Source organism: Mesorhizobium sp. CA10, assembly GCF_020165285.1.
GTDB lineage: Bacteria > Pseudomonadota > Alphaproteobacteria > Rhizobiales > Rhizobiaceae > Mesorhizobium.
Genome location: NZ_JAIUHV010000005.1, coordinates 263,815 through 284,626, shown reverse-complemented (window position 1 = coordinate 284,626; position 20,812 = coordinate 263,815). Strand labels below are relative to the sequence as shown.

Here is a 20,812-nt window from a genome sequence, read left to right as displayed (position 1 = left end):
GTTCTCGGAAAGCGGCCGTATTTCTTCCATGACTTTGGAAGCCTGAAGGGAAACGGCAATGACCGATGAACTCGATCGCGTGCGCGATCACTATCGCGCGACCGGCTTGACCGATCGATTGAAGAACGCACTGGCGGTGTTTGGGCCTGAGCAACAGCGGCTGAAGCCCGAACAACTGGCGACGCTCGACCAGTTCCATACCCGCGGGCTGGCCGCGACGGCGGAACTCGCCAGTCTGGCCGCCATCACCGCCGACATGTCCGTGCTCGACGTCGGATCCGGCGTCGGCGGGCCGGCGCGGTTTCTTGCCGAGACCTATGGCTGCGCGGTGACCGGCGTCGATCTCAGCGAACCCTTCGTCGAAGCCGCGCGCTATCTGACCACGCGCACCGGCCAAGACGACAAAGTGTCGTTCGAAGCCGGCAGCGCGCTGGCGCTGCCTTTCGAAGACAGCCGTTTCGATGCCGCGCTCTTGCAGCATGTGGCGATGAACATCGCCGACCGGCCGTTGCTCTACCGCGAGATCAGGCGCGTGCTGAGACCGGGTGGAAAATTCGCGACCTTCGACGTCGTGCTGAATGGCGGCGATCCGCACTATCCGGTGCCCTGGGCGAAGACGCCGGGCGAAAGCTTCCTGCTGACGGCCGAGGCGACCTGCGAGGCCATCGAAGCCGCTGGCTTCGGCACGCTCGTCCGCCGCGACGACACGGCTGCCGCCAAGGCCTGGTTCGCCGAACTCCGTGCCTCCGGCCCGCCGCCTTCGCTCAATCTCGGCGTCATCATGGGCCAGGGTTTCGCCGACTTCGCCACCAATCTCGGGCGCAATCTCATGGAGGGACGGCTGGGCATTCTGACGGCAGTGTTCGAGGCCGTTCCGGCCAAGGCTTGATAGGGGGCGAAGATGTCACCTGCGATGATCTTCAACATCCATCTCGTGCTCGGCTATGTGCCCTGGCTGCTTTGCTTCATCGCCTATATCTGGCCAAGGCTGAGGTCGATGGAGCCGATAGAGGCGCAGCGCGCCATCGCAACGCTGCACAGCTTCCGCTTCTTCGGGCTCGTCTTCCTCATCCCGGGCGTCGTCGGCCCCGACCTTGCTCCTGCCTTCGCAAGCTTCGCCGCCTATGGCGACTTCGCCACCGGCCTGCTCGCCATGCTGGCGCTATTCACCGTCGCGAGGCCTGTGATCTTCTGGCCGCTGGTCGTCGCCTTTAACCTCGTAGGCGTGGTGGACATTGTCGTCGACTACTATCACGGCGTCGTGCTCGACCTTCCGGGGCAGGCCGGACAGTTGGGCGCGGCTTACGCGATCCCGATCCTCTACGTGCCGCTTTTGATGATCACGCATGTCGCGGCGTTTTACCTGCTGGCGCGTTCCACGCGCCGCCAGCTCATGGCGACTTAATAAACCGGCGTCGCCATATGCTTGGGCGCCGGCCATTCGCTGGTGATCTCGGGCTGCACCGGGCGCTCGAGATAGGTCGAAAGCACGACATAGCTGCGCGTCGAGGTGACGCCGGGCGTGTCGTAGAGACGGGCCAGCAGGCCTTCCAGCGCGCGGGTGCCCTCGGTGCGCACCTTGAGCAGCATGCAGGTGTCGCCAGCGACCGTGTGGATCTCCTCGACCTCCGGATATTTCGAAACCGCCATCAGCTCCGGCGTCTTGCCCCAGCCCCTTGTGTCGATATGCACGAAGGCAAGCAGCGGCTTCTTCACCGCCCTCGGATCGATGATCGCCGATGTGGCGCGGATGGCGCCGCTGCGCTTCAGCCGCTTGACCCGCTCATGCGCCGCCGGCGCCGACAGGCCGACGCGCTCACCGAGCTCGGCATAGCTGATGGTCGCGTCCTCGACCAGGACGCCTAATATCTTTCGGTCGATCGGGTCGACTTCGCGGGTCGGATGCTTGTTCCGCTGAATGTCATCTGTTTCTGCGTCCATATGGAGATTCTCCATTGATGCGGAATTCAATTCGGCCATTATGATGATATGTCGAACAGCAATCAATCAGCAATTATAACCGAGGCGCCCCGCGCGCCGATCCCTGCAGCCGCCTATCTGCTGACCGGCTGCATCGCCGTCATCGGCTCCAATTCGCTGGTTCTGGGACCGATCGCGCCCGCCGTCGCGGCGTCATTCGGCGCCAGCGTGCCGGCGGTGATGACGGCTGCCGCCGCCTTCGGCCTCGGCACGTCGGCCAGCGCGCTCTTCCTTGCCCGCTACATCGACCGGATCGGCGCGCGCCGCATGCTTCAAGGCGCATTGCTGTTGCTGGCCATCGCGCTGGTCGCCAGCGCCTTGGCGCCGACAGTGGCGATGCTGGTGGCCGCCCAGCTCGTTGCCGGCATCGCCGCCGGTATCGCCATGCCGGCGATCTATGCCAGCTCGGCCGCGATCGCGCCGCCCGGCCGCGAGAGCGGCACCATCGGCGTGGTGCTGACCGGCTGGACGCTTTCCATGGTCGCTGGCGTCTCGCTGTCGGCGGTGCTGGCCGATCTCATCCATTGGCGTGCCGTCTTCGCGGCCGTTGCAATGCTCGCAGGAGCGGCCGTTGCCGGTCTGGCGATGAGCTCGCTGCACGATACCAGGAAAAGCGGCCCCGCGCCGTCGCCGCTTGGCGCGCTCGCCGTTCCCGGCATCCTGCCGCTGCTCATTGCCTGCGGCGCCTTCATGACCGCCTTCTATGGCGTCTATGGCTATCTCGGCGATCATCTCCACCAAGCCCTCGGCGAGCCGGTCAGTGCCAACGGCCTGGCGGCGGTCGCCTACGGCCTTGGCTTCGGCGCGGCCGCTCTGCTCGACAGCGTCATCGACCGCCTCGGCGCCCGCCGCGTCATGCCTTTCGCCTATCTGCTCGTCGCCGCCGTCTATGTCGCGATCGCGCTGGCGAGCGGCGGCTTCGGTCTGCTGATCGCGACGATCGCCGTATGGGGCCTCGCCAACCATTTCGGGCTGAACGTGCTGGTCATGCGCCTCACCGCGCTCGACCCGTCGCGGCGCGGCACCATCATGGGCTTGAACAGCGCGGTCACCTATCTCGCCGTCACCGTCGGCACGGCAGGCTTCGGCCCGCTCTACACGAGCCTCGGCTTCGCCAATTGCGCGCTGATCGCGGCGGCACTGATGCTGGTGGCGGCGGGCGCAGCGGCGTGGCGGTCAGTCGGTCCTCGGTAACAGGCCTCAGTCTTCGCTTGCGGCCGGAATACTGTTTCGCACTTTTCCTGGAATTGCTCTAAGGCTGGCTTGCGAACCGGAGTCGCAGCCGATGAAGACGAGTCTCGAGATCACCGCCGAACCCTCGCCGCAGGACCTCGCTTTCCTGGGCGGAAGCCTTACCGCTTTCAACGATGCCGACGTCGGAGCGTCAGGCCGAAAGTCGCTCGCGGTTTTCGGGCGCGGCGAAACCGGCGCCCTCGTTGCCGGTATTTCCGGCTACACCGCCTGGGGCTGGCTCTACGTGCAGTGGCTGTGGGTCGACGAAAAACTGCGCGGAAAAGGCATTGCCGCGGACATGCTCGACGCCGCCGAACGGGAGGCGATCGCGCGCGGTTGCCACGGCGCCTGGCTCGACACCTTCAACCCGATCGCCGAAAGGGTCTATCGGCGTCAGGGCTACCAGCCGTTCGGCACGCTGCCTGACTTCCCCATCGGCCGCAGTCGCATCTTCCTGCAGAAGAAGCTGCCGTCCTGATCAGCCAGCGAGCTTTCCGCCGCGCATCGGCGCGGGCGCGCCGGTGGTGCTTGGAAAGCTGATCGGCAGGCCGCGCAGCACGCGCACGGCGAGGAAAGCAAAACATTCCGCCTCCACCGCGTCGCCCTTCCATCCCAGCGCCTCGGCCTGCACCACTTCGACGCCGGCGCGGCTTTCGAGCATTGCCATCATCGTCGGATTGTGGCGGCCGCCGCCGCTGACCGCGAGCCGCTTCGGGCGACGCGGCAACAGGTCGAGCGCCTTGCCGACGGCCGAGACGGTGAAGGCCGTCAGCGTCGCCGCGCCATCCTCCGCGCCAAGCCCCTCAGCCATCGCCGCGGTAAAGTCGAAGCGGTCGAGCGATTTCGGATAGGGCTTCGTCAGGTACGGATGCCGCAGGAGCCTGGCGAGCCGTTCCTCGTCGACCTTGCCGGCGGCAGCCAGCCTGCCGTCCCGGTCCATCTCGCCGAGGCCCTTCGCCTTGATGAAATCGTTCACCGGCGCATTGGCCGGCCCCGTGTCGAAGGCGACGATATTGTCCTTGCCGTCCCACCACGTGATGTTGCCGACACCGCCGAGATTGAGCACGGCGGTGTCGCCGCTGGCGTCCGCCTCTTTAAGCAACGCGGCATGATAGGCGGCGGCCAACGGGGCGCCTTGCCCGCCGGCCGCGACATCGGCCGAGCGGAAATCATAGGCGACCTTGGCGCCGAGCAGCGAGACCATCAGCTCGCCATCGCCAAGCTGGCGTGTGCGGCCGATGCGTCCCGGCTGCGGGGCGCGATGCAGCACGGTCTGGCCGTGGAAGCCGACGACGCCGATATCGGCCATGCTCATCCCCAGGCTCTCGACCAGATCCTTGACCGCCGCCGATTGCGCGCGCGTCAGCGCCTCCTCGGCTTCGCGGAAGATCTCCGGCTCCGGTCCCTCGAAATTCCAGGCGCGCGCCTCGCGCAGCGTTTCCTCGAGCAGGGCGCGGATCGATTGCGGGTAGGGGGCCAGCGTGTAGGTGCCGGTGTCGGCGATGCGCTCGCCGTCGGTCTTGATCAGCGCCACGTCGATATTGCCGTCGAGCACCGTGCCGGTCATCAGGCCGACGGCCCAGATTGGTTCCATGGTCGTTCCTCGAATCGCCCTTCATTCACGTGTCGGACGGATCGGCCCGGCAGGCAAGTGTCTCGCTACACCCGAGCAGGCCGGCGCATAGACCGACGGCTTTTTGCATCGAATGGTGAAAGCGGAGCAACGCCGTTCTTGCCTCTCGGCGAAGAAGGCGCGAGGCTGCGAACAAGACCATCGGCCGGGCGACTGCCCGGATGGACTATCGCAAGGAGAAAACGCCATGGCAGCCAACGTCGCAGTGATCGCGGGCGCCGGTTCTGGATTAAGCGCCTCACTGGCGCGGCTTCTCGCCAAGCAGGGTTTCCGTGTCGTCCTTGCCGCCCGCAACGTCGACAAACTGGCCGCGCTGGTCAAGGAAACCGGCGCGCTGGCCCTCGAAACAGACGTATCGGACGCAGCCTCCGTGGAGCGCCTCTTCGAGACGGCCGACAAGGCAGGTCCCCTCGAAATTGCCGTCTTCAACGCCAGCGGCCGCACGCGCGGCCCAATCGCCGAACTCGACGCGCAAGCGGTCAAGCAAGCCCTGCTCGTCGGCGCCTATGGCGGCTTCCTTGTCGGCCAGCAGGCGGCGCGCCGGCTTCTTGCACGTGGTTCCGGCTCGATCCTGTTCACCGGCGCCAGCGCAAGCCTGAAAGGGTTCTCCGGCTCCGCCGGTTTCGCCATGCCGAAATTCGGCCTGCGCGGGCTGGCGCAATCGATGGCGCGCGAGCTTTCCCCGAAGAACATCCACGTCGCGCATTTCATCATCGACGGTCAGATCGAGCCGGCCGGGCAGGCGCCCGAGTCCGACCGGCCGGATCGTCGCCTCTCGCCCGATGCGATCGCCGAGACCTATCTCGTCGTCCATCGCCAGCATCGCAGCGCGTGGAGCTTCGAGGTCGAGCTGAGGCCCTGGGTCGAGACGTTCTGACGATCCCTCGCACGAACCGGACAACAACACGCCCCGTCGCGGACTCGTTTATTTTAGAAAGTCTGCATGTCTCCTGATGCCATTTCGGCCGTCTGCAATGTAAAAAAGCGCAAAACAAAAGATACCTTTACTTAACTTCGGCGTGCATACTGCGCATCGGTCAGAATTGTTGTCCGGCTCTCCTGCACGATAGAGAAATGCGCATGCCGCTCACACGTCGCACGCTGTTTGCAGCCGGAGGCGGAGGGCTGCTGCTCGCGCAGGCGCAGGCGCTGGCCACGCCGGCCCAGGCGCAAGACGCTCCCAAACCCATCGTCAGCGACAACAAGCTACGCATCGCCATGCCGGCTTTCGCTTCCGACCCCTTCTTCCCGGCCGACGGCTCTGGGGAGAGCGGCATCGATATGGACCTGGCGCGTGGCATAGCCGCGGAACTCGGCGTCGAACCGGTGTTCGACCGATCAGCCGGGACCTTCGACGCCATGGTGCAGCAGCTGACGTCCGGCCAGGCGGACCTGGCGATCGGCAAGCTGAGCCGCACCCTCCGGCGCGGCCGCTCGATCCTCTATTCGCGGCCTTACGCCATGCTGCACCAGGGGCTGCTGGCGAACCGCGTCAACCTGGCGCGCATCACGCAGGGCAAGCCGGCTGAACAGATCATCCGTGATTTCTCCGGCGATCTCGGCGTGATCGAAGGCTCGTCCTTCGCCACCTACGCGGCCGCCACGTTTCCGCACGCCACGATCCAGCGCTTCGCAGGCTGGAACACGGTCATCGATGCGATCCGCAACGGCACGATCGACCTCGCCTATCGCGACGATTTCGAGATCAAGAAGCTGATGGTCGACGATCCGTCGATGACGGTGGTCGCACGCTCGATCACGCTGACCGACAAGGTCGACACGATCGCCGTCGGGATCAGCCCGGCCAACCCGCATCTGGCGGCCTTCGTCGATCTCTATCTCGATCTCGCGCGAGGCAGCAGGTCCTCAACACCGACGAGATCATCGCGCGTTATCGCCAGGGGAGCAAAGCCTGACAATGGCCGTCTCGGATGTAGCCGCAGCCATGCCTTTCGATTGGCGCCTGGCGGCAAAGCGCATCCTGCGCTCGCCGGCGACGACGATCATCATGATCCTGGCCGGGATCCTGTGCGGCCTCTATTACCCGGCCTTCGCCCATGCGATCAGCCCTGTCGCGCAGGTCTACCTGAATTTCCTCAAGATGGTCGTCCTGCCCTATCTGGTCTCGTCGGTGATCTTCTCCATCACCGCCATGGTCCAGGACCCGAAATCGGTCCGCTATCTCGGCAAGGTCGGCATAGCGGTACTGGTCGTGTCGTTCCTCGCCGTGCTGGTCAGCGGCACATATTCGCTGATCCTCAAGCCCGGCCAGATCGAGAACCCGCAGTCGCGCATCGAGCTCGGCGAGTTCATCAATTCGCAAGGCAGCGTCTCCACCGATCTCGCATTCCCCTTCCAGCCGCCGCCGACCGGGAATCCGAACAGCGGACATTCGATCTTCCTGGATCTGGTGCCGAACAACGTCTTCAGCGCGCTGGCCTCGGGCCAGACTATCCAGGTCCTGTTGTTCTGCCTGCTTTTCGGGCTTGCAATGGGCAGGATTCCCCAGCCCTCGTCGCTCAGCCTCTCACAGGCGCTCAACGCGGTGTACAAGGCCTGCACGGTGCTGACCAACTGGTTCGTCTGGGGATTGCCCTTCGCGACCTTCATCCTGATCGCCGACCAGACCGCGTCGACCGGCATCAAGCCGCTGATGCTGATGGGCGGCTACCTGCTGGTGATGGGCCTTTCCTGCGTGACATTCCTCGCCGGCGCGTTTGCCGTCATCGCCATACGCTCGCGGCGGAGCTACTGGGCCACGATCAAGACCCTTCAGCCGCTTCTGATGGTGGCCATCACAACGCGCTCCACGGTCGCCTCGCTGCCTTGGGTCATCAACCTTTTGACAGAGCGCCTGAGGTTCAACCTGGTGGTTGTCGAGCTGCTCGTGCCCCTCCAGGCTGCGCTTCTGCGGACCGGCCCGGCGCTGGTCTACACCTCGGGCGTCCTGTTCATCGCCCAGCTCTACGGCCATCCCCTGGCGATACCGGACCTCTTGCTTGTCGGCGTCGTCTCCGCGCTTCTGGCGCTGACGACAGGCGGCATGGGCAGCCTGCTCATCCTGTCGCAGATGTCCATTGTCTGCGGCTATCTGAAGCTTCCCTTCGAGGCGGCGTTCGTCCTGTTCGTCGCGGTGGACGCGGCCGTGGACACGCTGATGACGCTGTCCAGCGTCTCCACCGTGGCCGCAAGCACGGCAATGATCGCGCCCAGCCACCGGGAAGCGGCGCAGGCCGCTGAAACAGTCGCACAAGAGCTCGAAGCCGAGCCCGCCCGATGATCGACGACGGCATCCGTCCGCAGCTCGGCATCATCGGCGGTCTTGGGCCGCTCGCATCGGTCGACTTCTACTTTAAGCTGACCCGGATGACCGGGGCGCTGCGCGACAACGAGCATGTGCCTTCCGTCATCCTCAGCGTGCCGCAACTGCCTGACAGGACCGAAGCGATCCTGGCTGGTCATGACGGGCCGCTGGCGCCGCTGCAAGCTGCGGTCTCGACGCTCAACGCGCTCGGCGTTTCCTGTATCGCTATGCCCTGCAACACCGCCCATCATTGGTACGAAAAGCTGGCGGCGAACTCGCCAGCCGAGATCATCCACATCGGCGACGCGGTGGTGGCGGAGATCCGCCGGAGCCTGGACCGGGGCAGAGTTGCGAACCTCGCAACCCGGGGCACGCTTGCCTCCGGCTTTTATCAGGACAGGATTTCGCCGGCGGGGTTCGAGGTCTGCGTTCCGGCAGACGCGGAATTCCAGGAACGCGTCGACAGCGCGATCAATCTCGTAAAGGCAGGCTCGATTGCGGAAGCCGCGGCTGAGACTGAGCGCGCGCTCGATCTCGCGCAAATGGCCGGCGCCGATGTGGCACTTCTCGGCTGCACCGAACTGTCCGTGGTGGCCGCCAGCCTCAACGATCCGGCCGGAGTATTGGTCATCGACAGCAACGCGGCCCTGGCGCGGGCCTGCCTGACCCGATTGGGCTTTGCCACGCAGGAGGCGCGCGGCTTGCCGTCCGTCTCGTCGCTGCCCGGAGGCGACCGATTGCCCTTGCGCCTTGCCCGGCGCGCTTCATAGGCGCTGCCGCCTTTACGATATCGAACATCCGCTCACCGGGCGTGCTCCAAGTCATCAAATCTTTGAGAGAATATTTCCCGCGCTCCGCTTCAGAGGAAATGCGCTTCTTTGCCCGATGAGGCAGCATTGATGATCCTGAGAACAAGGCTTCGCATTCCGCCAGGCCGAACTGATTTCAGGATTGCAAGGAACGCATCATGTCCGACGCTTCAAATTCTCTCGTAACGTCAGTCACCAGGCGCGCCGGACTTGGCGTGCTTCTCGCCACGACATTGGCCGTCATCGGCCTTGGTGCGCCGTCGCCATCCTTCGGCGAGGACAAGAAGTCGATCAAGGTCGGCATCATCAGCGGCGAGGATGAGGATGTCTGGCGCGTCGTCACGGCCGAGGCGGCCAAGAAAGGGCTGACCATCGAGACCGTCGTCTTCAACGATTACACCCAGCCCAACGAGGCGCTGGAGCGCGGCGAGATCGACGCCAATGCCTTCCAGCACAAGCCCTACCTCGACAACCAGATCAAGATGCAAGGCTACCACATCGTGCCGGTCGGCTATACCGGCGTCTGGCCGATCGGCCTTTATTCGAAGAAGCATGCCAAGGTCGCCGATTTGCCCGAAGGCGCGGTGATCGGCCTGCCGAACGACCCGTCCAACGAAGGGCGCGCACTGCATGTCCTGGAGCATGAAGGCCTGATCAAGCTCAAGGACGGCACCGGCATCCTGGCGACGACCGCTGACATTGCCGACAACCCGAAGAAACTCGAGATCAAGGAACTCGACGCCGGCATCGTCGGCCGCTCGGTGGACGATCTCGACGCCGCCGTCGTCAACACCGACTGGGCGCTGAAGAGCGGCCTCGGCCCGGAAAACCGCATCGCGCAGGAGCCGGTGGCAGACAATCCCTATCGCAACTTCATCGCTGTCAAAGCGGGCAGCGAGAACGAGCCGTGGGTGAAGACGCTGGTCGCTTCCTACCAGAACGAAACGGTGAAGGCCGAGTTCGACAAGGTCTACAAGGGCACCGGGATCAGCGCCTATTGATCGGGGCCTGGCTGGCAACAATAGGCGGCCCGCTGCTGAGCGGGCCGCCGTCGCGTTTGCGCAGCACAGAAACGGACATAGAAATGAACCAGCATGTCACTGCCGAACGCGCCGACCCGATCCACATCCAGCCGACCGGGCGGGAAGACGTTGTCCGCCTCGTCGGCCTGAAGCGCCGCTTCGGCGCGACGCCGGCGCTCGACGGCGTCTCGCTCACGGTGCGCAAGGGCGAGATCCTCGGCATCATCGGCCGCAGCGGCGCCGGCAAGTCGACGCTGATCCGCTGCCTGAACGGGCTGGAGCGGCCCGATTCCGGCGAGGTCTTCATCGAGGGCCGCGAAATCGGCCGCCTGAGCGAACGCGAGTTGCAGCCGCTGCGCCGCCGCATCGGCATGGTTTTCCAGCACTTCAACCTTCTGTCGGCCAAGACCGTCGAGGAGAATGTCGCGCTGCCGCTCAAGATCGAGGGCCGCCCGCGCGCCGAGCGTATGGCGCGCGCGGCCGAGCTGCTGCAATTGGTCGGCCTCTCGGAGAAGGCGAAGGCCTATCCGGCGTCGCTGTCGGGCGGACAGAAGCAGCGTGTCGGCATCGCCAGGGCGCTCGCCGCGCGGCCGGCGCTGCTTCTGTCGGACGAGGCGACCTCGGCGCTCGACCCGGAGACGACGCGCTCCATCCTTGCTCTGCTGAAAGACATCAATGCGAGGCTCGGTCTCACAATCCTGCTCATCACCCACGAGATGGAGGTGATCCGTTCGATCGCCGACCGCGTGGCGGTGATCGATGCCGGCCGGATCGTCGAGGAGGGGGCCGTCTGGCAGGTCTTCGCCAATCCGAAATCGGAGATCACCCGCAGCCTGCTCGGCAGCATCCGGCCGCAATTGCCGCCCGAGATCGCCAGCCGGCTGGCTCCGGGCGAAGGCGCGGAAACGATTCTCCGGATCGATGCGGCCGGCGAGGCAGCGCGCGGTGCTTTGCTTTCCGATCTTGCCGCAGCGGTGCCAGGCCAATTCCGCCTGGTGCAGGGCGGCGTCGATCATGTCCAAGGTCAGCCTGTCGGCACGCTGTTCCTGGCCGTTGCCGGCGCTGAAGCCGCGCATCTTGCGCGGGTGACGACATTCCTGAAGGACCGCGGCGCGCGGGTGGAGGTGCTTGGCCATGTCGCCGGTCCTGTTTGAACTCCTGCTTCGCTCGATCTGGGAAACGGTGCTGATGACCGGCGCGTCCGGTATCATATCGCTCGTCTTCGGCCTGCCGCTCGGCCTTGCCTTGGTCGCCACCGATCGCGGCGGCATCGCCGAGAGCCTTTGGGTCAACCGTACTCTCGGCGCCGTCATCAACGGCTTCCGGTCGGTTCCTTTCATCATTTTGCTGGTGGCGCTGATCCCGGTGACGCGGCTGATCGTCGGCACCTCGATCGGCACCTGGGCGGCGATCGTGCCGCTGTCGATCGCCGCCACGCCCTATTACGCCCGCATCGCCGAAGTCTCGCTGCGCGAGGTCGACCACGGGCTGATCGAGGCGGCGCGCGCCATGGGTGGTAATCGCTGGACGATCATCCGCGAGGTGCTGGTGCCGGAGGCGCTGCCGGGCATTGTGGCGGGCTTCACCGTGACGCTCGTGACGCTGGTCGGCGCGTCGGCCATGGCCGGCGCCATCGGTGCCGGCGGTCTCGGCGACCTGGCCATCCGCTACGGCTACCAACGCTTCGAGACCAGCGTCATGGTCGCCGTGGTCGTCGTTCTCATCGTGCTGGTCTGCGGCATCCAGTGGATCGGCGACCGGCTCGTCGCGCGGCTGGATCATCGCTGACCAGGGGCGCCGGCGCGAACGCAATTTGCCGCAAAAGACGGGAATTGAGCGCCGGCTTGCTCCGTTTGCAACGAGATTGGGCGGTGCGTTTCTTCACCCGTGATGATGCTGATGTCATCGTGCCAAGGGTCGCTAGAGCAATTCCAGGAAAAGTGTGTAGCGGTTTTCCGTTCGGAATTTCGCCAAAACTAAAGAGAGCAATTCCAGGAAAAGTGCGCAGCAGTTTTCCGTCCGGGATTGCGAAAACGGAAAGAGTTACCGCCAAGAGGAGCCTGTCCATGGCCAGAATAATCCCGGTGCTCGATCTCGACCGCCTGGAGCAGGGCGCATCGGAACTGCGGACATTTCTGTTCGATCTGCGTACCGCCGCTCGCGATGTCGGCTTCTTCTATCTGAGCGGCCACGGCATCACCCAGCCGGAGATCGATGCAGTGCTGGGCGCCGCGCGCCGCTTCTTCGCCTTGCCGGAAGCAGACAAGCTCGACATCGAGATGGTCAAGTCGCCGCAGTTCCGCGGCTATACGCGCGCCGGCGGCGAGCTGACCAAAGGCAAGGCCGACTGGCGCGAGCAGCTCGACATCGGCGTCGAGCGCACGACGATTGCGCAAGGGCCGGGCGTGCCGGCCTGGACGCGGCTGCAGGGTCCGAACCAGTGGCCTGCCGCGCTTCCCGATCTGAAGCCCGCGCTGCTTGCCTGGCAGGCCAAGGCGACCGATGTGGCGATACGGCTGCTCAAGGCCTTCGCGCTGTCGCTCGACCAGCCGGAGGATGCTTTCGATCCGATCTATCGCGATGAGCCCAACCATCGCATGAAGATCGTGCGCTATCCCGGCCGCAATGCCACCGGCGACGAGCAGGGCGTCGGCGCGCACAAGGATGGCGGCTTTCTCACGCTTCTGCTGCAGGATGAGAACAAGGGCCTGCAGGTCGAATATGACGGCAGCTGGGTCGATGTCGACCCGATCCCGCGAACGCTCGTCGTCAACATCGGCGAGTTGCTGGAGCTCGCCTCGAACGGCTATCTCAGGGCGACCGTGCATCGCGTCGTCACGCCGCCGGCCGGCGTCGAACGCATTTCGGTACCGTTCTTCTTCAGCGCCCGGCTCGATGCCACGATCCCGCTGCTCGACCTGCCGGAGGAGCTCGCTGCCGAAGCGCGCGGCCCGGCCAGCGATCCCGACAATCCGCTCTTCCGCAACGTCGGAACCAATGTGCTGAAAGGCCGCCTGCGGTCGCATCCCGACGTAGCGCGGCGTCACTATGCCGACCTTCTGGAAAAAGCAGCGGCCATCGGCTGACGATTTCGTTGGATTTGAGCGAGATTTTTTCGCGTTTCCCGTCTTTTTTGGAATTCCGTTCGTGGAAAATATGCCGCTTCAGGCCCACATAGGAACCATCGCTCGGTGTTTTCCTCCCATTGCGCCGGGCGACGTTCCCCTCTGAAGGTTATGACCTTCATACTTTGGCCGGGCCGCTTTCGCGCCCGGCCTTTTTCTTATCTGCGTCGGGAATCCGCCGATCAGACCGGCGAGGCGCTCGCCCTGCATTTGGATGTCGATCCCTTCACCGGCTCCGGTCCCGGTCGGCCGCCGCCGCTCGAATATTTCGCGCTCGAGCCTCAAGCGCGTTTTCCTCGCTATTCCATCCTGACATGAATGCGCGAACCGTTGTGTTACGGTGTTGGTGATGTTCACGGCATCCGCTCGGGCCTGCCGTGAAGTGAAGAGGAGAGTTCGCCACGTCCAGGATCAGCCGCCGCGCCTTGCTCTTTCACTCCGGCTGCGCGGTCGTCGCCTCGACCGTCGCAGCAAACGGTCACAGCACGAAGGCGCTGAGGCGTGACCGGCAACCATCCAATGACCTGTTCGCCCTGATTGAGGCGCACAAGGCAGCGTACGCAGCGTTCGGCAAGGCCGTCCACAAAAAGGGCAGCCATAGCCGTGACCACATCGAGGCCGGGCGAGAGGAGGAGAGGGCGCTGCTGGCCATCTGCGCCTATCGGGCGGTCAAGCAAGGCGACCGCCTGGCCAAGGCCCGATACCTTTTGGAGATCGAGGCGCGCGGCGAGCTCGACCTGCCAGAACACATGCAGGCCCTTCTGCGCTCGACAATGTGGAAGACGTGAGACTTCCGGCCGCATAGGCGGTCGAACCCGGAATGTCCGCGATGATGCAGGGTTCGGAGCTGATCATTCTGGCGATGCTGTTCCTGTCGGGTGCGGCGGGCGGGTGAAGGTCGTGGCCTATGACGCCGCCACGGCGGAGGTCAACGCGTTCAAGAACGGGACCTACAAGCCCTTATCGCCCAGACCCAAGCAGGAGGGCGATGGGTGCGGTCTCAATCCAAATCAGACTTAGTCTGCAGAGCTAGCATCGAGCGTCGGGAAAAGGTCTCGCCAAACATGCGCAGGTATCGGCAAGCGGTAGGTTCGGCAGGCCGTGAGTAGAATCGGCCAATGGCCAAACTCATTGACCGACAACGCGTCATAGTGACCGTTTACATTGACCTCATCGAATATGTAGTTCAGCGTGTCCCTCGTGCCCTCGGTCACTGGAATCTCTGTTAAAGCAGCTCCGTGGTCTATGCGGCCAAGATAGAGCATTGCCTCGCTATCCTGATCCGGGAGCCAAGTCTGGAAGGTACAGTGACTGAGTTCAGCTGCTTTGAAGGCCGCAATTTCGTCGATCACTTTCTGATTGCCGCGAGCTGCGGCCCACAACGCCAGCAGCGGATAAAGAATGCTGCCTTCTGTCGATTGACGGCGGTGCTCTACGCCACGCTTGGTGGAATGCTCAACGAGATCCCAATACGATCGACTGGTTGTGGGATACGCGCCGTCCGCCAGAAATGCGAAGATAGTGTGACTAGTTAGCTCTTGAATCCATTGATCTATCGCCGGGTGGAATCTCCTTCGCGCTGCCAACAACGTCAACGCAATCGAAATATCAATTGCCTGCCAATCAGCAATCGGCGACAAAAGTGCACGATTATTAGAGATGATCCCAACTAGCTGATCGCATAAAGCATCGATTTGCTTGACTAAAGCCTTGTTAACGTCGGCAAGCGCAGATGGTTGGCCTGCTAGCGAATAGTCAGTGATTTCCACTGGCTGCTGGCCTGGCGACAACTGCCAAACCATCCAGAGCCCCCGGAGTGCAAGTCGGCCAACCAATTCGAACAATTTTAGATTAATATCGATTGACGTATGGGAGTTGACTGCTGTGGATAAAGCGTGGCGCGTATGCGCGAACGGCAAGATTTTTTTTGTAAATAGCTCATCCCATATGACGAAATGAAGTTCTATGATTTCGTTCAAAACGAGGCTTGCTTGTTCGGCCGTTCGCCCTGTTCGGGCGATATCGATGCGAAGTAAATGCCAAACAAAAAGCAGGGCACGCTCGCTTGCGCGGTAAGGCGCTTCCACATTGTCAGCCTCACGCGCCCAGACGAACATGATCCACAAACAGATGTTGATTAGACGTGCCTGGGAGAGCCGCGCCGCCGCGCGATCTCTCGCTCTGGCAATCAGCGCGTGTAGCAGCTGCTCGAAATGCTTCATCGCGATGTCGGGTTCCTCGACCATCGCAACAGCCTTACGCAGGTGACTCCGCAATGTTTTTGGCAGTAAATCCTCACGGAGGATGCCGTCGAGGATCACCTGCGCTAAAAAGTCACCGCTCCATTCCTCGAAGCTAATTTTCTCAGTCGTATTCCGGCGAATGTAACCCGTTACCTCGGCGCGCACCTGCTCATCTATCGCACCACCAAAGCAGAGGCAGATTGCGATGGGCAGATCAGCTAATTCGGGCGGTATACGGCTGTTCACATAGACATCAAGAATCTCGTCAAGCGATGGCCGCAAGCTCTGCGGGGACGCAGTATTCCATTCTGTGCGATCAAGATCGCCGGACTTAACTGAAAACAGATGGACACGTCGGATCCCATCACGCCCGTTACCGACGGCAGCCACATCGACCCCATACTGACGAGTACCCCGACCAGGTCGTGAATAAACGGTAAAGCCAAGTTCCGAGAGCAGATCAGGAAGGATAGCGTCTAACTCGCCGCGTTCACGTAGTGACGAAAGATATTCAAGGATCACCAGCTTCATGGGGCGATCTTCATGGCTCGGAAAACTCGCAGGGTGTAGTCGAGCTCAAATGGCTCAATTATGTCGAGTCGAGGCGCTTCGATATTGTGGCTAAAACTATGCAACTGCATCTCGTTACGATGTTTTTTCCCGCTTGGATCGATGAAATAGCTGATCGACCGAGTGCCGTAGATTAATACTGACCGTGTCACTATAGACATGAGGACCGATTTCTTCTCCGCCTCTTTGTGCGCCTTATTCATCAGTTCATGCTGTCTATGGCGATCGATCATCCGCTCGCGCTCAGATGGATGCAATTCGTTGATCCGGCCCACTTGTCGGAGGCCATCGAGATAACGATCGAGGCGGCTTAGAAGGCGTTCAATCAGAGGACGCGCAGGATCGCTGATATCGCCAGCCTTTGTTTTCAACCACTCCGACAGATCGCCTGAAAAATTTATAAGTAGTGGCTCAAAAAGAATTTCTTCGATTGCTTGTTGCGCCTTGCCTGAGGCCTTTCGAGCTAACGACAAGGCGATCGAGGCAGCGGCGATCGGATGCAAAAAAAGATAACCGATCGACCTATGAGCCAGAACGATTGCTTCATCGTCTGTAAGAGTAAACACAGCTGCATCGAACTCAAGGACTAGCGCGTCGCCATGATGATAGCCGAGGAGATTGCGAGCTGCCTCGCCAAGATTTCGCTCGAGGCTGATCAGCCAAATGACAATGATGCGGGCCAAGCCCTCATTCTCAAGCTCTAGAAGACCATGCGCAAAGGTATCGAGTTGTTCAAGAGAGGTTAACTCCTCATGCGCGGAAACAATAGGAACGATTAGTGCGAGTGCCTCGTCGACTAAGCCGTCGCGGAGTAGTCTTGCGGCCGCGCTGTCGAGACGCTCAAGCGTCCCCTTGTTTTCGATGCGTATTTTACGCGCGATTTTTGTTAGTGCTGTTAAGATCGCAGGAGGTAAATCACCGCCTTCAAACATCAACGTTGACACGGCGCGGTGAATCGTATGGTCGCCCGCGTTCTCAGCGATTGCATAAATCAACTGAAGCGCCGAAGGAACTTCTGTAGGCACTTTGCGTGCGATCTCCGCGGCCGTGGCAACAATCTGACCAAGTAAGTCATCGCTGGTTGCAACTTTGCGGGCGGCTTCGAGGGCGTCAAAGGCGCGCATTCGCTCCTCCGCTGGACCAATTGGAATGCCGCCGATCGCCTTCGTCGCTCCCAACTGCGCTGGAAGGTCATGTCCAGAAAGAAAGGCAATAGCTTGGTCTAGCGCGGCTTGAGGCTCGGTTTTAGCCAGTGCCGTCAATGCCAGAAAGACATAGGCGCCGTCCTCTGGATCGGAGGGATCCACTAATGTGACTACCTCGCGCGCTCGACCACCGCTTTCTGCCCAGGTTCGAAAAGCGCTATTGGGCCAGCCTGCGGCTAAATCTTCGCCACCGCGTCTAACCAGCGCTTTTACTGCCGCCAGCATCGCTGGCGCAGTGTCCACTATCTGGGGGATGATTTCACTGTAGACGCTTTGAACTAGAAAAAAATCTTGCTGCGAAATTGGCGATACTACGATCTCACGTGCGGGCTGGAGCACGTCAATCATACCGGTGTTGTGCAGCTCTATTAGTGCTGAGCGAAACGCCGCACCAATTTCGTCGCTACGGTGACCACGAATCTGCTCAACGAATAGCTGTAGAAGATCACCTGTAGCGTACTGCGCTATTATCTTGTCCTTAAGTATCAAATAGCTATGCCCCAACCGATGAAATTGAGTCCCATATATGTTCTTAAATAGATGGCATTGCTCGGCATTTCCATCTTCTGTCTGAGGTTTCCCCCGGAATAAAATTATCCTGTGTTACGCACCATCTTCGGCAATCCCGCCGCCGGCGTGTCGACAGTCCGCCGCAGCCTCAACGGCAGATGCGGCGCCTGCCGGCCCATCGACGCCTAGGCGCTCCTTACGCGGTGAGGTAGCAATGATTTTCGCAGTGTCTGTTTGGGTGCGATCGGCCTCAAGTATCCGCTTGGCAAGCGGTGCTGCGCCGGGCCAAACTGGCCGTTCCGCATGCCTGCCTCAAGGAGACTTCGAAGATGACCGCCAATGTTTTTTCCGGCTGCATGCCGGCGCTGATGACGCCTTGCACCGATGACCGACTTCCCGACTTCGACGCGCTGGTGCGCAAGGGGCGCGAGCTGATCGCCGCCGGCATGTCGGCCGTCGTCTATTGCGGCTCCATGGGCGACTGGCCGCTGCTGACCGACGCGCAGCGCATGGAAGGCGTCGAGCGCCTGGTGAAGGCCGGCGTCCCGGTGATCGTCGGCACCGGCGCGGTCAACACCGCCAGCGCCGTGGCGCACGCCGCCCACGCGCAAAAGGTCGGCGCGCGGGGCCTGATGGTGATACCGCGCGTGCTCTCGCGCGGGCCGTCGGTGACGGCGCAGCGCCATCATTTCAAGGCGATCCTTGCCGCCGCGCCCGACCTGCCGGCCGTCATCTACAACAGTCCCTATTACGGCTTTGCCACGCGCGCCGACCTGTTCTTCGCGCTGCGCGCCGAGCATCCCAACCTGGTCGGCTTCAAGGAGTTCGGCGGCCCGGCGGATTTACGCTACGCGGCGGAAAACATAACCAGCCGCGACGATGACGTTGCGCTGATGATCGGCGTCGACACCGCCGTCTTCCACGGCTTCGTCAATTGCGGCGCTTCGGGAGCCATCACCGGCATCGGCAATGTCCTGCCCAAGGAAGTGCTGCATCTCGTGGGCCTCAGCCAGGCGGCGGCGAAGGGCGATGCCGAAGCGCGCCGGCTGGCGCAGGAACTGGACGCGGCGCTGGCCGTGCTGTCCTCTTTCGACGAGGGACCGGACCTCGTGCTCTATTTCAAGCACATGATGGTGCTGAAGGGTAATCCCGAATACAGGTTGCACTTCAACGAGACGGACGCGCTGAGCGACAGCCAGCGCGGTTATGCCGAGCAGCAGCTCAAGCTCTTCGACACCTGGTATGCGCAGTGGTCGAGGCAGCCCGTCATGGCAAGATACGCTGCCTGAGCCGATCGGTCCGGCGCAAAGTCTCCGGCGATCCAGGGCCTGTTTGACAGCTGCACCCCGTTCGGCCAAAGCCTCAATAGGCCGTGGCCGAGCCGGGTACGGCTTGAAGACGCTCGATGTCCTGACGGGGCGGGGCGCCGAACAGGCGCCGATATTCGCGGCTGAACTGGGACGGGCTGTCATAGCCGACCGCGAAACCGGCCGTGCCGGCGTTGGCCCCGTCGGCCAGCATCAGCCTTCGCGCTTCCTGCAGGCGTAGCTGCTTTTGATATTCCAGCGGAGTCATGCGCGTGATCGCCTTGAAGTGAGCATGAAGCGACGACGCGCTCATGCCTGACGCCGCGGCAATCTCGTCGATCCGCAATTGCGCCTGGAAGCCGTTCCGAATGGTGGCGATCGCGCGGCTCACCTGGTTCAGGTGGCTGTCCACGGTTCCCATTTGACGAAGCGTTGCGCCATGCGGACCGGTAAGCAGACGGTAGAGGATTTCGCGCTCTATCAGCGGGGCCAGAACATCGACGGTTTCGGGGCGATCGAGCAGCTTCACCAATCGGCCCGCGGCATCGATCAGGTCCGGGTCGCTTGGATAGACAGCAAGCACAGGCAAGTCCTTTTCGCCAGAAGCCCGCCGCTCCGTCACCAGCAGATCGGCAAGTGCCGCGAGGTCGAAGTCGATCTTGCAGCATAGATATGGTGCGGCCGGACTGGCCTCGAGAACATGGCCGACCAGAGGCAGGTCGACCGAAACAAGAAGATAGCTCGATGCATCATAGACCACGCTCTGGTCTGCCAGCGAGACGCGCTTCGACCCTTGGGCTATTATGCAAAGCGAGGCTTCATAGACCGCCGGCACCGGCGCGCTGGGCCGGTCGGCACGAATGAGCGTCAGCCGGGGGATCGCGGTGCTTGAAATGCCGGGACCCCTGGCATGCCGGGCAATCAGCCCGGCCAGTTCGGTGATTTTTTCCATGCCGCATAAATCTGCATGACGCGGAATGTTGCAAGGCTTGTCCGCCTCGTTTGGAGGATTGTGCAAGCTCTTTGGACGATCACGCTACCGGTCTTCGCCTGTGCGGCGCCATTTTCCATCCCGTCACCGCAAGCCAAAAAGGAACGATCATGACGGGACTGAAAGACAAGGTTGTACTCATCACCGGCGCATCCAGCGGCATCGGCGAAGCGACGGTGCGAGAGCTTGCCGCGGCCGGCGCCAGACTGTTCATCGGAGCCCGACGCGCCGAGCGTCTGAAGGCGCTGGCCGAGGAAATCGGTGAACGCGTCGCCTGGCGCGAGCTCGACGTAACGGATGCCGAGAGCTTCGACGCTTTCGTCGATGCCGCTCATGCCCAATTCGGACGGATCGATGCGCTGGTCAACAATGCCGGCGTCATGCCGCTGTCGCCGCTTGCCGCGCTGAAGCGCGATGAGTGGGCGCGCATGATAAACGTCAACATCTTCGGCGTGCTGAACGGGATCGCTTCGGTGCTGCCGCGCTTCGTCGCGCAGAAAAACGGGCACGTCGTCAACGTGGCGTCCGTCGGCGCGCATCTCGTGCTGCCCACCGCGGCGGTCTACTGTGGCACGAAATATGCGGTGTGGGCGATCACCGAAGGCCTGCGGCAGGAGCACGACGACATCCGCGCCACGATCATCTCCCCCGGGGTGACAGCGACCGAGTTGGGCGACGACATCAGCGACCCGCAGGTGGCAGCGGCTTTGAAAGAGTGGCGGCAAAAGTCGCTGAAGCCGGACGCCATTGCCCGCGCGATCCGCTTCGCGCTCGAACAGCCCGACGGCGTGGACGTCAACGAAGTGATCGTGCGCCCGACCGCCGCCAACATGTGAGTGAACGGCAGGGACTGGCAATGAACAGGCCGGAGCTTGTTGCC

General features: G+C 62.6%; 20 protein-coding genes and 1 pseudogene. 16 read left to right on the top strand and 5 right to left on the bottom strand.

Annotation, left to right across the window (positions count from 1 at the left end; genetic code table 11):
• The first annotated feature begins 58 nt into the window (after positions 1–58).
• Both LB535_RS13680 and LB535_RS13675 read left to right on the top strand, forming a co-directional pair.
• Positions 59–889 carry a class I SAM-dependent methyltransferase gene (locus LB535_RS13680; protein WP_224632558.1) on the top strand — a complete coding sequence of 277 codons (831 nt, stop codon included), beginning with the start codon at positions 59–61 and terminating at the stop codon, positions 887–889.
• Between the two features lie 12 nt (positions 890–901).
• On the top strand, positions 902–1,405 hold the full coding sequence (locus LB535_RS13675; RefSeq protein ID WP_224632557.1) for a hypothetical protein: 504 nt from the start codon (positions 902–904) through the stop codon (positions 1,403–1,405).
• Here the strand turns inward: LB535_RS13675 and LB535_RS13670 are convergent.
• On the bottom strand, positions 1,402–1,941 hold the full coding sequence (locus LB535_RS13670; protein ID WP_224632556.1) for an Lrp/AsnC family transcriptional regulator: 540 nt from the start codon (positions 1,939–1,941) through the stop codon (positions 1,402–1,404). The genes LB535_RS13675 and LB535_RS13670 overlap by 4 nt on opposite strands.
• A 48-nt stretch (positions 1,942–1,989) precedes the next feature.
• Between LB535_RS13670 and LB535_RS13665 the strand changes: the two genes are divergently transcribed.
• Both LB535_RS13665 and LB535_RS13660 read left to right on the top strand, forming a co-directional pair.
• Positions 1,990–3,174: an MFS transporter gene (locus LB535_RS13665; protein WP_224632555.1), complete on the top strand. Its 1,185-nt coding sequence runs from the start codon at positions 1,990–1,992 to the stop codon at positions 3,172–3,174.
• A gap of 91 nt (positions 3,175–3,265) precedes the next feature.
• A complete protein-coding gene (locus tag LB535_RS13660; protein ID WP_224632554.1) occupies positions 3,266–3,691 on the top strand; it encodes a GNAT family N-acetyltransferase in 426 nt (141 codons plus the stop codon).
• Here the strand turns inward: LB535_RS13660 and LB535_RS13655 are convergent, their stop codons facing one another.
• A complete protein-coding gene (locus tag LB535_RS13655) occupies positions 3,692–4,807 on the bottom strand; it encodes an anhydro-N-acetylmuramic acid kinase (RefSeq protein ID WP_224632553.1) in 1,116 nt (371 codons plus the stop codon).
• A 226-nt stretch (positions 4,808–5,033) separates the two neighbouring features.
• Between LB535_RS13655 and LB535_RS13650 the strand changes: the two genes are divergently transcribed.
• From LB535_RS13650 to LB535_RS13605, 10 genes and pseudogenes are all read left to right on the top strand, one after another.
• Complete coding sequence (locus LB535_RS13650) at positions 5,034–5,723, top strand: SDR family NAD(P)-dependent oxidoreductase (protein ID WP_224632552.1); 690 nt, start codon at positions 5,034–5,036, stop codon at positions 5,721–5,723.
• A gap of 197 nt (positions 5,724–5,920) precedes the next feature.
• Positions 5,921–6,394, top strand: a pseudogene (locus LB535_RS13645) (transporter substrate-binding domain-containing protein); the annotation flags it as partial.
• Positions 6,395–6,764: 370 nt separating this feature from the next.
• Positions 6,765–8,126, top strand: a complete 1,362-nt coding sequence (locus LB535_RS13640) for a dicarboxylate/amino acid:cation symporter (protein ID WP_224632551.1) — start codon at positions 6,765–6,767, stop codon at positions 8,124–8,126.
• Positions 8,123–8,920 (top strand): aspartate/glutamate racemase family protein, encoded by a 798-nt coding sequence (locus LB535_RS13635; protein WP_224632550.1) that lies wholly within the window; start codon positions 8,123–8,125, stop codon positions 8,918–8,920. The genes LB535_RS13640 and LB535_RS13635 overlap by 4 nt, the downstream gene beginning before the upstream one ends.
• Before the next feature lie 197 nt (positions 8,921–9,117).
• Positions 9,118–9,960, top strand: coding sequence for a MetQ/NlpA family ABC transporter substrate-binding protein (locus LB535_RS13630; RefSeq protein ID WP_224632549.1), 843 nt, complete (start codon positions 9,118–9,120; stop codon positions 9,958–9,960).
• 83 nt (positions 9,961–10,043) lie between these two features.
• Positions 10,044–11,135 carry a methionine ABC transporter ATP-binding protein gene (locus LB535_RS13625; protein WP_224632548.1) on the top strand — a complete coding sequence of 364 codons (1,092 nt, stop codon included), beginning with the start codon at positions 10,044–10,046 and terminating at the stop codon, positions 11,133–11,135.
• On the top strand, positions 11,116–11,769 hold the full coding sequence (locus LB535_RS13620) for a methionine ABC transporter permease (RefSeq protein ID WP_140844297.1): 654 nt from the start codon (positions 11,116–11,118) through the stop codon (positions 11,767–11,769). The genes LB535_RS13625 and LB535_RS13620 overlap by 20 nt, the downstream gene beginning before the upstream one ends.
• A gap of 278 nt (positions 11,770–12,047) precedes the next feature.
• Positions 12,048–13,067 (top strand): isopenicillin N synthase family dioxygenase, encoded by a 1,020-nt coding sequence (locus LB535_RS13615; protein WP_224632547.1) that lies wholly within the window; start codon positions 12,048–12,050, stop codon positions 13,065–13,067.
• 105 nt (positions 13,068–13,172) lie between these two features.
• Positions 13,173–13,424: a hypothetical protein gene (locus LB535_RS13610; protein ID WP_224632546.1), complete on the top strand. Its 252-nt coding sequence runs from the start codon at positions 13,173–13,175 to the stop codon at positions 13,422–13,424.
• 107 nt (positions 13,425–13,531) lie between these two features.
• Positions 13,532–13,894: a hypothetical protein gene (locus LB535_RS13605; RefSeq protein WP_224632545.1), complete on the top strand. Its 363-nt coding sequence runs from the start codon at positions 13,532–13,534 to the stop codon at positions 13,892–13,894.
• Between the two features lie 228 nt (positions 13,895–14,122).
• Here the strand turns inward: LB535_RS13605 and LB535_RS13600 are convergent, their stop codons facing one another.
• Both LB535_RS13600 and LB535_RS13595 read right to left on the bottom strand, forming a co-directional pair.
• Complete coding sequence (locus tag LB535_RS13600) at positions 14,123–15,880, bottom strand: hypothetical protein (RefSeq protein ID WP_224632544.1); 1,758 nt, start codon at positions 15,878–15,880, stop codon at positions 14,123–14,125.
• The gene (locus LB535_RS13595; protein WP_224632543.1) at positions 15,877–17,613 is read right to left on the bottom strand and encodes a hypothetical protein; all 1,737 of its coding nucleotides are present in this window, start codon (positions 17,611–17,613) and stop codon (positions 15,877–15,879) included. The genes LB535_RS13600 and LB535_RS13595 overlap by 4 nt, the downstream gene beginning before the upstream one ends.
• Before the next feature lie 350 nt (positions 17,614–17,963).
• Between LB535_RS13595 and LB535_RS13590 the strand changes: the two genes are divergently transcribed.
• On the top strand, positions 17,964–18,923 hold the full coding sequence (locus LB535_RS13590) for a dihydrodipicolinate synthase family protein (protein WP_224632542.1): 960 nt from the start codon (positions 17,964–17,966) through the stop codon (positions 18,921–18,923).
• A gap of 73 nt (positions 18,924–18,996) precedes the next feature.
• Here LB535_RS13590 and LB535_RS13585 read toward each other — a convergent pair whose 3' ends face one another.
• On the bottom strand, positions 18,997–19,893 hold the full coding sequence (locus tag LB535_RS13585; protein ID WP_224632541.1) for an AraC family transcriptional regulator: 897 nt from the start codon (positions 19,891–19,893) through the stop codon (positions 18,997–18,999).
• 149 nt (positions 19,894–20,042) lie between these two features.
• Here LB535_RS13585 and LB535_RS13580 point away from each other — a divergent pair, with 149 nt between their 5' ends.
• Positions 20,043–20,768 (top strand): SDR family oxidoreductase, encoded by a 726-nt coding sequence (locus LB535_RS13580; RefSeq protein ID WP_224632540.1) that lies wholly within the window; start codon positions 20,043–20,045, stop codon positions 20,766–20,768.
• The last annotated feature ends 44 nt before the right edge of the window (positions 20,769–20,812 follow it).

What these genes read in the sequence shown, in the direction of transcription:
- LB535_RS13680 (WP_224632558.1), top strand. Translation starts at nt 59, where the DNA reads ATGACCGATGAACTCGATCGCGTGCGCGATCACTATCGCGCGACCGGC.
- LB535_RS13675 (WP_224632557.1), top strand. Translation starts at nt 902, where the DNA reads ATGTCACCTGCGATGATCTTCAACATCCATCTCGTGCTCGGCTATGTG.
- LB535_RS13670 (WP_224632556.1), bottom strand. Translation starts at nt 1,941, where the DNA reads ATGGACGCAGAAACAGATGACATTCAGCGGAACAAGCATCCGACCCGC.
- LB535_RS13665 (WP_224632555.1), top strand. Translation starts at nt 1,990, where the DNA reads ATGTCGAACAGCAATCAATCAGCAATTATAACCGAGGCGCCCCGCGCG.
- LB535_RS13660 (WP_224632554.1), top strand. Translation starts at nt 3,266, where the DNA reads ATGAAGACGAGTCTCGAGATCACCGCCGAACCCTCGCCGCAGGACCTC.
- LB535_RS13655 (WP_224632553.1), bottom strand. Translation starts at nt 4,807, where the DNA reads ATGGAACCAATCTGGGCCGTCGGCCTGATGACCGGCACGGTGCTCGAC.
- LB535_RS13650 (WP_224632552.1), top strand. Translation starts at nt 5,034, where the DNA reads ATGGCAGCCAACGTCGCAGTGATCGCGGGCGCCGGTTCTGGATTAAGC.
- LB535_RS13640 (WP_224632551.1), top strand. Translation starts at nt 6,765, where the DNA reads ATGGCCGTCTCGGATGTAGCCGCAGCCATGCCTTTCGATTGGCGCCTG.
- LB535_RS13635 (WP_224632550.1), top strand. Translation starts at nt 8,123, where the DNA reads ATGATCGACGACGGCATCCGTCCGCAGCTCGGCATCATCGGCGGTCTT.
- LB535_RS13630 (WP_224632549.1), top strand. Translation starts at nt 9,118, where the DNA reads ATGTCCGACGCTTCAAATTCTCTCGTAACGTCAGTCACCAGGCGCGCC.
- LB535_RS13625 (WP_224632548.1), top strand. Translation starts at nt 10,044, where the DNA reads ATGAACCAGCATGTCACTGCCGAACGCGCCGACCCGATCCACATCCAG.
- LB535_RS13620 (WP_140844297.1), top strand. Translation starts at nt 11,116, where the DNA reads ATGTCGCCGGTCCTGTTTGAACTCCTGCTTCGCTCGATCTGGGAAACG.
- LB535_RS13615 (WP_224632547.1), top strand. Translation starts at nt 12,048, where the DNA reads ATGGCCAGAATAATCCCGGTGCTCGATCTCGACCGCCTGGAGCAGGGC.
- LB535_RS13600 (WP_224632544.1), bottom strand. Translation starts at nt 15,880, where the DNA reads ATGAAGCTGGTGATCCTTGAATATCTTTCGTCACTACGTGAACGCGGC.
- LB535_RS13590 (WP_224632542.1), top strand. Translation starts at nt 17,964, where the DNA reads ATGACCGCCAATGTTTTTTCCGGCTGCATGCCGGCGCTGATGACGCCT.
- LB535_RS13585 (WP_224632541.1), bottom strand. Translation starts at nt 19,893, where the DNA reads ATGGAAAAAATCACCGAACTGGCCGGGCTGATTGCCCGGCATGCCAGG.
- LB535_RS13580 (WP_224632540.1), top strand. Translation starts at nt 20,043, where the DNA reads ATGACGGGACTGAAAGACAAGGTTGTACTCATCACCGGCGCATCCAGC.